Genomic DNA, 12,564 nt, shown 5'->3' with positions numbered 1-12,564 from the left:
CTTTACCTCCAACTTTTACGAAGAACCGTATAAATACCGATGCAAATAAGTAGAATGCCGCCGCCAAATAATAATATTATTGTTATACTAATTGGCTCTTCATTCATTGTTTCATTACTCGCTACTTCATCTGCACTTTTTCTGACAATGTATTCACTGCTAAACAAACTATTTTTCGTATCTTTAACACTATTATTCTCTTTTGGTTTTGTAAAAAGAGAATCTCGCAAAGCTTCCATATCTTTTTGTTCTTTCTTTTTCTTTTTCTCAATTTCTTCTTCTATATCTTTGTTAAATAACTCAATCGATGCTTTATCTAATTCTGTTTCCTTATGTTCCTTTTTATTTTTTTCTTGGTCGCTTTCTTCAAGTCGATCCACTTTAAACTTAATCTTCCCATCATCACCAAGATAACTGTCAGCCGCGCTCCTTATCGGTAGCGCGACAAACAGTAAAAGGATAGAGAGAAATGATAACTTAGCCACTATGCTCCATTGTTTGATCATTTACTTCTTTTTCCTCCCATTTCTTATGCCATACAAATAGATTACTAACCAATCCAATAATGGCAATTACAAACAATACGACAAAAATAACTTTCCCAGTATCTTTACCACTAATAAAATCATTTAGAAAACTTTCTATATACTGAAGCGGTGAGAATTGACGTATCTTTCCGACAGACGACATTTGATCTACTTTACTTCCAACTGCCTCAGTTAAAAACAGGTACATGCTTAAAAATACTAATAGTATAAACATTCCTACCATTTTTATTTGTCGTAATAAGTAGGTTGAGACTAATACAAACGCCATCATAATAAATGTGATGAACGCAATCCATAGTAAACTTTGATCCTGACCAAACTTTAAAAGACGCCCAGAAATGATACCTATACTAATCCCTTCCACAATTGATATACCGAAAGCTACTACTGTAGTTGGTACATTCATATCAATTAATGAGAATTTCTCTTCAAAATGATCTGATTGCATTCTTTTCTTTTCTTGATTCGCAATTGCGTATGCTGTAAATAATGCAACAATGAAACAAGTTAATACAATTAAGTATGGTGTAAAAGCATTTCCTGCTACAATTACTCCATCATTTTGCTTTTGAACTGGACTAGCTAAAAAGTCATATAGCATCTCATTTTGACGATCTCCAATACGGCTATTGGCTAAAATTTTCGTAAAGTTTTTGGAGAATGATTTATCATCTTCCATTTTCTTCGTAAAGTCATTTAATAATAAATCAGCTTTTGAAACAATTGTCGTTCCGCTGTCTTGAATTTCTTTTGCTTGTCCATTAATTTGATCAAATGTTTTATATACATCGTCTGAAGTTGCTAAACTATGCTTCGAACTTTCGACCAATGACTGACTTTGCATCATTAATGATTTAATACCAGAATCTAACGATAAAATAGCTGTTTGCTCACCAGCATGATTTGTTGTTAATACTTGCTGCTCTTCAACTAGCTTTAAGCTATTCTCACGCCATTTCGCTAAACCTTTTAAATACTCTCCTAAATTTTCATTCATACTAGTTGCTTGTTGCGTCGTTCCATTTAATTTCTCCGCTAGTAGCATAGAATTTTGATCCGCACTAGTAATAGATTGTTGATAAGAGTTTATTTTTTGTTTTAAACCTGACATATCTTGCTTTATTTCTGTAGTAATACTTGATGAAACAAGATTTGAAATTAAATCAATTAAGCTTTGTTTATTTAATACGTAGTACAAAGATTGATTCGTCGCAATTGCATCTAAACTTCCCTCTTCTAACTTAGGACCTACATCTTTCGTTCTTAAATCAATCCCATAATACATTTCGTAAAGGCTCATTAAACCTTGATAACTTTCGACTGTATCTACTGCTTCTTTTATTAATGCACTAGATATATTTTTTGTTAATACTTCTGCTTTTTGATGTACAACTTGATTCGTTGTACTTTCAATAACTTTACCGTTATCTGTTCCCGTTTCGCCTCCTGGATTTCCTCCGGTTCCGTTGTCTGTCCCCGTTTCGCCTCCTGGATTTCCTCCGGTTCCGTTGTCTGTCCCCGTTCCGCCTCCTGGATTTCCTCCGGTTCCGTTGTCTGTTCCCGTTCCGCCTCCTGGGTTTCCTCCAGTTCCGTTGTCTGTTCCCGTTCCGCCTCCTGGGTTTCCTCCAGTTCCGTTATCTGTTCCCGTTCCGCCTCCTGGGTTTCCTCCGGTTCCATTGTCTGTTCCCGTTCCGCCTCCTGGGTTTCCTCCAGTTCCGTTATCTGTTCCCGTTCCGCCTCCTGGGTTTCCTCCAGTTCCGTTATCTGTTCCCGTTCCGCCTCCTGGGTTTCCTCCGGTTCCGTTGTCTTTCCCTGTTCCGCCTCCTTGGCTTCCTTCATTATTGCCTGTTGTGTTTTCCATTTTTTTGATAATAGGCGTTTTAGCATTGTGTACTAACGGCATTATGCCATACTGTGATTTATGAACCACATTTTCCACCTTGCTATTTTCAGTTTGTGTTCCTTTATCCTCTTTATTAGGTTCTTCTTTTTCAGGACTAGTTTCTTTTTTATGAGTCCCGCTCAATTCCCACTGCCATGTTACAGGAGAGAAAACATCTATATTGATGTTTGGATCTTTTAGCTTCACATGCAAGCTAATCTTTATATCCCCTTCATTACGAGGAGCTATTGTAATTTCTCCTGCTTCGCTTTGTAGAAAGTCACTTGTACGATCCACATCATCAATATATAAAGCTTCTGTACTTCCATCTAGTTTAAACTCTTCTGGAATACTTATCTTCAAAATTTGCGGAGATTCCATTTTAATTACTTTTGCAGTATCACTAAATGTAATTCCCTCTGTATAAAGTCTATCCTTCACTTCTTTAATGGCGTTTCCTAAAGACATTTTATTTACAGGATCATAATAAAAATTATTTTCTTTATTATATTTTTTTGTAAATTGAATTACATTTTGCAGTTGTAATTTCGTTGTATCTGGTAAATCACTTTGACCGATTTCTTCCATGTTTAAACTAGGTAATTTCGCAATTAAATTCTCGATTTGTTTCTTTATTCGAACATCTGGTTGTTTCATTAATGTATTTATGAAGATTTCTTGCTTTCCATCATTCGACATTGATTGCTTTAATTTCTTAATTACCGTATCTTGAATATCACTTTCTAACTTTCCTGCAAGTTCTGTATCATATTCAGACACTTGTTTTTTTACATCTGCTAAATATTTTTGAATCGCTGAAGCATCAGTTAAAATATTCGGTTCTTTCTCTGAAAACGTAAATTGATTTGAAATAATTTTATTAGCGGATTCCAATGCACTTAATTGCTTTAAAGCATCGCCTGTATTCATATCATTCATATATTGATTAAATTGATTTGTGAAATTATTCGCTAATAAATTGTTATCAGTTTGCATTTTTTGAAAGTTATTAAAACCATCTAAGTACGTACTGTTAGATTTATTCCCTTCATCTAACGCTTGACCGAAACCTTTTAAAACATCCTGAAATCCTTTGAAACTATTAACAGAAACACCTGTATAATCTTGTACTGTTTTAAATTGATTTGTGTAATTTGCTAACGGACTATGTATATCTTTTTTATACATAGTTGTTTGAACGTTTCCTTTTTCAATTATTTTACCTATATTATCTTGTGCACCTTGTAGCTTACCGATAATACTCGCAAAATAAACGTCGATTATTTGCTTATTGAAATCTTCTAAAATAACAGAAGCTGTATTTTCTGCCTCAGCTTTCAAATCCTTATTCCCAGTTGCATTTACTTTGTAGTTTAAAGTTAATTTCTCCGGAATCTCTGAATCAATCGCAACTGCTTTCCTAGAAAAATCATTTGGAATAACAATCATCATATTGTAATTATTATTTTTCAATCCATTTTCTGCTACCCCGCGACTAACTACGTACCATTCTTGTTTCGTATTTTTATTTACATTTTTAACAAATTGATCTCCAAACGCTATTTTATTGCCCTCAAATACAGTGCCCTGATCTTCATTTACCAACGCAACTGTCATTTTTGGTGTAGTATTCTCATTAGCTTTCTTAACATTTTGATTTAATGCTAAATAGGAGACCCCTGTTGATAGTACAAGAGCTAAAATAATAAACAACAAGATGCTCCATTTGAACTTTTTCACTACTTATCACTCCTGCGACTGCGAGTCTATCTGATGAAAGACTTCGTATCTTACTCTAGTTTTAAAGTAATTTAGCCATACAACGTATGGTTGCATGGCTAAATTATATATTTCTTTTTATCTGTCTTATTGTAGACCGAAATTACGAGAAAGATCTTCGTCATGTCTAGCAACAGCTTCTGCAGTTTTATTAAGCTGCATATTAATTTCTTGTAATAGCTGTGCGAAGTTTTGTACTTTTGGCTTTAATTGATTGAACTGTTGGTCAAAACCTTCGAAAGCACGACCTTCCCATTCTCCTCTTAATTCATTTTGTAAGTTTTGTAGTTGACGTAAAATGTCCTCAATTTGATTTGCACCTTGTCCATATCGAGTCGCTTTCGATTTAAGCTCCTCTGGTGACATACGAATTTGTCCTGCCATTATTAAATCCCCCTTAAAATTAAAAAATAGTAAAATTAACCAATAATCAATTCTACAAATTGATTATATCAATAATTTAAAAATTTCTAAACAAAAAAATGATATTTTTCCAAAATTTCTCTTTTACTATAATAACGATATATTATATAATACTAATTTATTTGTTTTTTAAGCACACTCTATAAATCTACTATAAAATAAAGGCAAACCATCTATTTTATACTTATTCGCTTTAAATTCCAGCGATAAAGTAGCCACTAAATCATTATTTTCTCTTCTCTCATTCAGACTATTCTACTCACTTCAAAGTCATAATTACCTGCCTTTCAACAAACCCAAACTCTTCGTACATCTCTTTTGCAAAATTCCCAGCAAATACATTCAACCGAATTTCTGAATACTTCTCCTTTAATTCCTTAATACCAGCTTCCATCAGTTCTCGCGATAATCCTCTCCCGCGATATTCTGGGAAAACGTACAATTCATATATAAATCCAAGTTTTTCACGAGAAAAATAGTCTGTATTTTCCCCTATTAATATCCATCCCATTACTTTATTTTTTTCTTTAACGATTAAATAGTATGCTCCTTTTTCTACAATCGGCTTTGTAATCTCAATTGCTTTCTCGGTACTTAATTGACAATTCCCTCTCGTCCCTTCAAAAAGCGATTGAGCCGAATATTTTAATATTTCATTGGTATCTTCTTGATTCGCCTTAACAATCATTTTTCACAACTCCCCTTGAATAATAGGCATTACTATCGCTTGTTCAAGATTCTCCGCTTCCATAACAATTGCTGTTAATCCGTGTTCTGTACTTGTTTCATGGAGCTCTCCCTTTTCCCAAAACACAGCTTGTCCCGCCTCTATCTTTATCTTTTCTTTATTTACCCCACATACATATCCTGCTCCATCCACAATAAGAAGCAGTTGAGATACAACTGCTTCGTGATAAAGTGAAACTTTAATCAGTGGGGGTTTTATTCATCCCCCACTGATTATTAGTTAAACCAATCGGGCTTTTACGGGCAGTTGATCCCCCACCTAACTTGTTTGCTTTCGCTGAATTTTGAGGCAGGGTTCTTACTGCCCGTTAATGCGGGATAACCGATGATTCCATTCTCGTGTAAATGCATAGCACCGATATGTATATTTCCTCGATGGTTTAATATTTTCGACATGATGAAATTAGATTGAAATACTGATAGGTGCTTTCCTACTTTTTCACTAAAATCAAAAATTTTCATTACTAGTCCTCCTTATACGTATAAAACCATCCTTACTGTCTGCATCATATGTCCTTCAAAGTCTTCTTCAAATTGCTCTAATTCAGCAAAACCTTTCGCTTCATAAAAGCGTTTTCCTTTTTCATTTGCTGCTTCTACATGTATGTACAATTTCCGTATCCCATTTAATGCTTTAATTCCTTTTTGTAATAAAGCACTTCCGATCCCTTTTCCTTGCTGATCTGGTAACAAATAAATCGCACCTAATTCCGCTTCATTTTGTAGTCTAACAGGTGAAAAGTTCGCAAACCCTATTACTTCTCCTTCTTCTTCCGCAACGAATAAATGCGTATTTTTAAGACGATATTTCATTTTTTCATCAGAATATGCCTCGTCTAAAAAACTGTCTTGAATTTCTCTTGGAATAATGCCTTCATATGTATCATGCCAAGCTATTTTTGCTACTGATTGTACAGCATGAATATCTTCTTGCTTCATTTCTCTAATTATATATGTCATCTCGATGTCTCCATTCTCTTTAAATTATATTCTGCTAATATACTAGAAGAAACGGCAAAACCATTTTCATAATTCACCTTAATTAATTTTAATTTCTCAATTGAAGCTGTTGCAAAATCAAACTTTCCATAAATATATTCCATTACACTTAAAAACTGCTTTGTATGTAATTTATTTGCAATTGTACAATGCGGAACCCATTTTCCCGGTACGTAATATGAATTTGGGTTGTCATGAAAAGTTTTAAAATAATCATGATAAGAATAATAAAGTTTTAACAATTCATCGGTAACGGTCGGCGCTAGAAAGACCGTTCCATTAGTAGGAAAAATTCCAACAGAAGGAAAAGTGACTGTAGACATGTTTTCTTGAATAGCTACAAATCCCTTTAATTTTTCAATATATAAATTAACATCTAACTCATTATAATCCGCAATCGTTATATGAGGTTCTACTCCAGCTAATTGATTTGTTCCAATTACATTTGTTAATTCATTTTGCAATTCTGTAATTTTATTAGTAAACACACGATCAAATGTAGCAATAATAGCGTACAATCTTTCTCACCCCTTCGTTACACATAGCGCTTCCCATTCTTCACGAATCATGCCCATTCGAATAGAATCATAGTATGTTCCGTTATAATAACGACACTTTCGCATTCTACCTTCTAAGCTCATTCCTATTTTCTCCGCTACTTTCATCATTCGTTCATTACCAGACCAAGTCGTGAGCCCTACTCTACCAATTTCCATCTTTTCAAATAATAAATCTCGATATAACGTTAACGCTTCTGTACCGTAGCCACCATTCCAGTAAGTTGGATTATAAATAACAATTCCCATCTCCAACCAACGCGTCGGTTTATGCTCCCAATAAAATCCGACCGTCCCTATAATTTGACCGTTATTTTCTATAATTAAATTTGACAGTGGTTCTTCTTGCAAACGAGTTTGCATCTTCTCTTTATAGGAAGAGTATTCTTGCATTGAGAACGGGAAATATGGCGCATCCCATTTCTTCCATTCTGGGCTTTCTTCTTTAAATATGATATTCCATAATGTTTTTATATCCGATTCTTCTATTGTACGAATTGTAACTTTCTTCCCCTTTAATACAACGTTTTGCATAATTCCCTCCTGCATTCCTCTTTATTTCATATATAATTATAATGTTTTTTCAGAAAAATCAAAACTAATATCATTTATTATATTGTATAATTTTGTTATTAGATACCAATTATTGATTTAGAAAGCTGGTGATTCAGTGAAGAATCGATTTAGTATTGCTTTATTTCTCACTATTGTTACGACAAATATTATTCTATATTTCTTCTTACCATCAAATATTGTTACGAAATGGGACTTTAATGGAACGCCTACATCAACAATGGATAAAAGCACTTTTGTAATCGTAAATATAATTATATGTTCCTTCTTATTCTTTGTATTTTTAGCTTTATCTAAAGCAGCGAGTAACCAGAAATTTCTCCATTGGATCGGCAACACAATGTTACTATTCTTATTTTTTGTCGATATTGTCATCGCCCTCATCGCTCTTGGCTTTTCACTTCCTCTTGATCATTTCATATTTTTAGCATTAGGGCTTTTATTTATATTAATAGGTTATTTCAGTTCCAAAATTGATACGACTAAATCAACCGTTTCATTAGAATGGAATGATAAGCACCTTGAAAAAAGAGCTTCAAATATTAGTAGTATTTCAATGATGATAGCAGGTATTTTTTTAGCGATACTTCCTTTTATCGTTTCTGCTCCCTATAGAGGTTATGCTATACTAGCAATTCTTTTAGGAATGAAGCTTATCATTCTGCCGAGTACGATTTATTTACTTATTAAAGACAGCAAGCAATCTACTCCTTTAAAAAAATAGGAGGTTATATCCCTCCTATTTCAGCTTAATGTTTTATTTTTCACTTTTTCTATCTCAACTAAAATCCCTTTCTCTATCCAACCCTCTACGCCATCTTTTTAATTAAATCATATCCTGAACAGCTATCATCAATGAGAGAAACGATATCTCCCTTCCTAACGCTTATTTGCGCACAAGAAATATCGGTTTTCACTGTATATTCACCTGACTTAAGTTGTTTCATATATTCATTTTTTACAGTGAGCACATTATTCGTTTCCTTTTGTTTACATACGGTGTAATCTTGCATCTTCTCGATAGGCTCTATGTAATAATACGGATATGTCACTCCGCCCTGCATTTCTGAATTCGCATTAAAATCCGCTATTACTTCGTACTCTGGAAAATAGTCTACATATGTATAAGAAAACGTATCGCCCGTTTGTTTCCTCTGAATAATAAATACGTTTAACTGCCCTGCTTCTTTAATTGCATTTCCTCCATCAATTGCAATAATTTTTTTCTCCTTATCAATAACTGGATTATTAGACGGTGCTTCTTCAGAATAGTTCACGACAGGCCAATGACCGACTATTACATACTTATTTGCTTTATGTGATTGATTGAAAAACTCCGGCATTGCTATCGCATTTTTGCGCTCAGTTTCTTTCCAATCTACTCTATCTTCTAGACCGGCATGCACAAAAATATAATCTTCTGTTTCAATCGCTGTTGGCAACTCTGTTAGCCAATATAGTTCTTGTGAAAATTCACTTAACAATGCTTCTTTCACTTCACGAATTGAAGTGCCCTCATGAACTGAAAAAACCAATTGCTCTAGCCATTCATTAAAAATTGAATGCTTCCTCGTACATAAATAATTAATAAGACCAGGATTTTCATTTAGAAGAGCATCAACTAAAACTTCACAATTCCCTTCAACAACGTGAACCTTTGAATTGTTCTTTACAAGATTCATAACGTAGTTTACTACGCCTACGCTATCTCGTCCTTTCTCGCAAAGATCTCCATTAATAATTAAATAATCTTCATCTTTAAAGTTAACTTTATGTAGTGCTTCTTTTAAAAGATTTAATTCTCCATGAATATCAGATATGACAATAACTCTAGCATCATTAGGGATTGATAGTTTCTTTATTTTTTTCAAGTATAAGCGCTCCAATCATCCTCTTTATTAAATTAAAACAATTCGACAAAATACACTATATAACCTTTTCAAATACATATACCATAACTTACAACCTATTTACGGTTCAATAATAACTTAATAAATAAGAAGAAGTTGTTCCCAACTTTTGCGGGACAACTTCTTCTTATTATTATTTATAATTCTTTATAAAAAGAATAACTCACCTTATCATACCCTTCTCTTTCATAAAAACGATGAGCATCAATTCTTGAAAATGCTGACGTGAGGACGATAGACTCACATCCGTTTTCCTTTCCCCAGTTCTCTATATACGAAAGTAATACTTTCCCATGTCCTTTTGAACGATGTGCTTCTGCTGTTACAAGGTCATATACGAAAACGTGTTTCTTATTATAAAAGTTCGTACAAATCGCTACACCTGCAAGGCTAACAACTTCATCATTCTCATTACGCAGCGAAAATAGTTTATAATTTTCTTCTTTCATATTTCGAAATAAAGAGCTTGTTTCCTCTTTTGAAAGTTTCATTCGTAATTGCTGTAAAACAGGTAATACTTCATGTAATTGCTCTTCTGTTACTACTTCTTTAACATTCATTTTTAACTCTCCTCTAACTATTTATTTACTTTTCTAAATGTTATATCATTATTATAGAAAGTAACTGCCCTTCACTTAAGTGACAGTTTAAGTGTTTTTTATAAGGCCAGTTTTAAAGGAGAGTTTTATATGGATTTTACTATCCCATTGCAATTACAAAGTAACACACCTATTTACTTGCAAATTTACGAATATATTAAAGCTGAAATTATACAAGGGGCTATTTCTGTCGGCACGCGTCTACCCTCACACAGAAATTTAGCATCACAACTTAATATTAGCCGCATTACTGTTGAATCAGCTTATCAACAATTATTAGCTGAAGGTTATGTAGAAAGTAAACCGAAACGTGGTATTTTTGTAGCAAATTTCGATATTGACGTTATCCCAAATAAAAAGCGAAATGCAGCAAAGAAGACGAGCAATTTGATAGACGAAAAATTTGAATATGATTGTAGCCAAGGACTTATTGATCAAAATGCATTTCCGATTACAAATTAGAAACGAGCATTACAAGAATCCATACTTACATACGAAAATGCACTATTTGCCAAAGAAGATCCTCAAGGTGAATTCGCTCTTCGAGAGCATATATCAACATATTTATATCATTCTCGCGGTGTCCATTCTTCACTTGATCAAATTGTGATCGGCGCCGGAACACAGCCACTTCTCTGGCTACTACTTCAACTGCTTGGCCCTACAAAAGAATACGGCATTGAAAACCCTGGATTTCACCGTATACACGCAATTATTAAAAGCTGTGATAGACAAATTCATCCCATACCATTGGATGAAAAAGGGATTGATATTTCTAGTTTATACAATACAAATTCCAATGTCGCATACGTTACACCATCACACCAATTTCCACTCGGGATTATTATGCCTTTATCTAGAAGATTAGAATTGTTAAAGTGGGCTAATGATTGCAATGGATACATTATTGAAGATGACTATGACGGAGAGTTTCGCTACGCTGGTAAGCCGATTCCTTCTTTACAAAGTCTTGACTCAAATGAACGCGTTATTTATATGGGGACTTTCTCAAAATCTTTTTTACCTTCTTTACGAATGGGATATGTTGTTTTACCACCACACCTTTTAAAAATATATCAAGAACTGCATGGAATTTTCAAACAAACAGTCTCTACAATACAACAACTTGCTTTTGCTAACTTTATACAAAACGGGAATTGGGAACGTCACCTTAATCGAAGTCGTACACTTTATAAAAGAAAACATCATGCATTAGTAAAATCCATTATGAAAGAAATGGGGGCTAATGTTCAAATTCTTGGCGAACAGTCCGGACTTCATATTGTTTTATGTGTCCATAACAGTATGAATGAAAATGAACTGATTGAATCCGCTAAAAAACAAACCGTTAAATTATACCCACTTTCTCCATATGATTTCGTGAATGATTTACGTAAGGAATCATACGTATTACTCGGCTTTGGTAGTATTCCGGAAAATAAAATTGAAACGTTGGCTATATTATTGAAAGACGCTTGGTTTCCTAGTTGCAAGGAAACTTGTTAACAGTGGGTTTAACTTGTAACATGTTAACAATTCAACAAAATAAAAAAGAAGGCTGTTCCAAAATAACTTTTTGGACAGCCTTCTTCTAGTTATTCACCTGACCTAGCTTTCCTTCCCGGACGCTTCACACCAGTCGTTTCTGTTGAATAGGAAGCTTCAATTATAGCGGTTGGATCTACAGAGAGAACGAGATCTTTCATTTTCGGATAAATGAATCGGTTTGTAATGCAATAAATGATTCTCTTATGCTCCCCTAAAAAACCACCTTCTCCATGTAGATACGTAACAGATAGTTGCAATTCTTTCATAAGTAAATCGCCTATTTCTTTATTCTTACCAGAAATAATCATAACGCTCTTACCTTGATTAATACCATCTAGTATAAAATCAATCATCTTCGTAACAATATAGAAAATTGCTAACGAAAACATCGCTTGTTCGATTGAAAATAAAATGGCAACAAAGATGAAAATAACTGCATTTACTGCAAGTAAAAATGTACTAATCGGTACATTAAAGTGTTTATTCATCCAAACTGCTAACATTTCCGAACCGTCAATTGCTCCACCCATTTTAACAACAATCCCAACACCAATTCCAAACAGTACTCCACCATAAAGTACAATTAATAACTCAGAAGTCGTAATTGCTGGAAATGGTTTTAAATAAATTAATCCGAGTGTTGTAACTACATTCGCATAAGATGTACGGATAAAAAATTTCTTTCCCATTACTTTTGCAGTAAATAATAAAATTGGGATATTAATTCCTAAGAACACACCATAAAGCGGCAATCCTGCAACTTTATTTGCCATAATAGCAATAGCCGTTACCCCGCCATCTACTAATCCATTAGGTGCTAAAATAAGCTCTAATGAACCTGCTACTATAATTGAGCCAATTGTTAATAATACGTATTCAAATACTTTCTTCATTCATTACCCCCAAAACTTATATATTTTCTTAGTATTATTTTAACGTAATTTTACTACTAATTCAAAGGTATCGATTTATATACACAAAAGTTTCTCCTTTATCGCT

The 12,564-nt window shown here is 33.7% G+C and carries 10 protein-coding genes and 3 pseudogenes; 2 read left to right on the top strand and 11 right to left on the bottom strand.

Features of this window, described 5'->3' with window-relative positions:
* Positions 1–2 precede the first annotated feature (2 nt).
* The 8 genes and pseudogenes from essA to CGQ22_RS06370 all read right to left on the bottom strand — a co-directional run bounded on the left by essA (position 3) and on the right by CGQ22_RS06370 (position 7,469).
* A complete protein-coding gene (gene essA, locus CGQ22_RS06410) occupies positions 3–506 on the bottom strand; it encodes a type VII secretion protein EssA (protein WP_000595655.1) in 504 nt (167 codons plus the stop codon).
* Complete coding sequence (gene esaA / locus CGQ22_RS06405) at positions 478–4,170, bottom strand: type VII secretion protein EsaA (protein WP_089148412.1); 3,693 nt, start codon at positions 4,168–4,170, stop codon at positions 478–480. Before esaA ends, essA begins: the two co-directional genes overlap by 29 nt.
* A 126-nt stretch (positions 4,171–4,296) precedes the next feature.
* A complete protein-coding gene (locus CGQ22_RS06400) occupies positions 4,297–4,593 on the bottom strand; it encodes a WXG100 family type VII secretion target (RefSeq protein ID WP_000918601.1) in 297 nt (98 codons plus the stop codon).
* 298 nt (positions 4,594–4,891) lie between these two features.
* On the bottom strand, positions 4,892–5,320 hold the full coding sequence (locus tag CGQ22_RS06395) for a GNAT family N-acetyltransferase (protein ID WP_000635650.1): 429 nt from the start codon (positions 5,318–5,320) through the stop codon (positions 4,892–4,894).
* A gap of 3 nt (positions 5,321–5,323) precedes the next feature.
* Positions 5,324–5,841 (bottom strand): annotated as a pseudogene (locus CGQ22_RS32865) (cupin).
* Positions 5,842–5,853: 12 nt separating this feature from the next.
* A complete protein-coding gene (locus CGQ22_RS06380) occupies positions 5,854–6,339 on the bottom strand; it encodes a GNAT family N-acetyltransferase (protein WP_000221048.1) in 486 nt (161 codons plus the stop codon).
* Positions 6,336–6,896, bottom strand: a complete 561-nt coding sequence (locus CGQ22_RS06375) for a 2'-5' RNA ligase family protein (RefSeq protein ID WP_061884094.1) — start codon at positions 6,894–6,896, stop codon at positions 6,336–6,338. Before CGQ22_RS06375 ends, CGQ22_RS06380 begins: the two co-directional genes overlap by 4 nt.
* A gap of 6 nt (positions 6,897–6,902) precedes the next feature.
* Positions 6,903–7,469 (bottom strand): GNAT family N-acetyltransferase, encoded by a 567-nt coding sequence (locus tag CGQ22_RS06370; protein ID WP_001181857.1) that lies wholly within the window; start codon positions 7,467–7,469, stop codon positions 6,903–6,905.
* A gap of 136 nt (positions 7,470–7,605) precedes the next feature.
* On the opposite strand from CGQ22_RS06370, the gene CGQ22_RS06365 reads away from it, so the two are divergent.
* A complete protein-coding gene (locus CGQ22_RS06365; RefSeq protein WP_061884092.1) occupies positions 7,606–8,232 on the top strand; it encodes a DUF1648 domain-containing protein in 627 nt (208 codons plus the stop codon).
* A 20-nt stretch (positions 8,233–8,252) separates the two neighbouring features.
* Here CGQ22_RS06365 and CGQ22_RS06360 read toward each other — a convergent pair.
* Both CGQ22_RS06360 and CGQ22_RS06355 read right to left on the bottom strand, forming a co-directional pair.
* A pseudogene (locus CGQ22_RS06360) lies at positions 8,253–9,379 on the bottom strand (metallophosphoesterase).
* A gap of 176 nt (positions 9,380–9,555) precedes the next feature.
* Entirely contained in the window at positions 9,556–9,978 is a 423-nt protein-coding gene (locus CGQ22_RS06355) for a GNAT family N-acetyltransferase (RefSeq protein ID WP_001101112.1), read from the bottom strand.
* 129 nt (positions 9,979–10,107) lie between these two features.
* Here CGQ22_RS06355 and pdxR point away from each other — a divergent pair.
* A pseudogene (gene pdxR / locus CGQ22_RS06350) lies at positions 10,108–11,523 on the top strand (MocR-like pyridoxine biosynthesis transcription factor PdxR).
* Between the two features lie 89 nt (positions 11,524–11,612).
* Here pdxR and CGQ22_RS06345 read toward each other — a convergent pair.
* Entirely contained in the window at positions 11,613–12,458 is an 846-nt protein-coding gene (locus tag CGQ22_RS06345) for a YitT family protein (protein WP_000755126.1), read from the bottom strand.
* Between the last annotated feature and the right edge of the window lie 106 nt (positions 12,459–12,564).

Source organism: Bacillus sp. M13(2017) (assembly GCF_002218325.1).
Taxonomy (GTDB): domain Bacteria; phylum Bacillota; class Bacilli; order Bacillales; family Bacillaceae_G; genus Bacillus_A; species Bacillus_A thuringiensis_K.
The sequence above is the reverse complement of the archived record's forward strand: the minus strand, read 5'-3'. Positions and strand labels throughout refer to the sequence as shown.

Excerpts from the sequence above, each read along its gene's own strand:
- essA (WP_000595655.1), bottom strand. The coding sequence starts at position 506 with ATGATCAAACAATGGAGCATAGTGGCTAAGTTATCATTTCTCTCTATC.
- CGQ22_RS06400 (WP_000918601.1), bottom strand. The coding sequence starts at position 4,593 with ATGGCAGGACAAATTCGTATGTCACCAGAGGAGCTTAAATCGAAAGCG.
- CGQ22_RS06395 (WP_000635650.1), bottom strand. The coding sequence starts at position 5,320 with ATGATTGTTAAGGCGAATCAAGAAGATACCAATGAAATATTAAAATAT.
- CGQ22_RS06380 (WP_000221048.1), bottom strand. The coding sequence starts at position 6,339 with ATGACATATATAATTAGAGAAATGAAGCAAGAAGATATTCATGCTGTA.
- CGQ22_RS06370 (WP_001181857.1), bottom strand. The coding sequence starts at position 7,469 with ATGCAAAACGTTGTATTAAAGGGGAAGAAAGTTACAATTCGTACAATA.
- CGQ22_RS06355 (WP_001101112.1), bottom strand. The coding sequence starts at position 9,978 with ATGAATGTTAAAGAAGTAGTAACAGAAGAGCAATTACATGAAGTATTA.
- CGQ22_RS06345 (WP_000755126.1), bottom strand. The coding sequence starts at position 12,458 with ATGAAGAAAGTATTTGAATACGTATTATTAACAATTGGCTCAATTATA.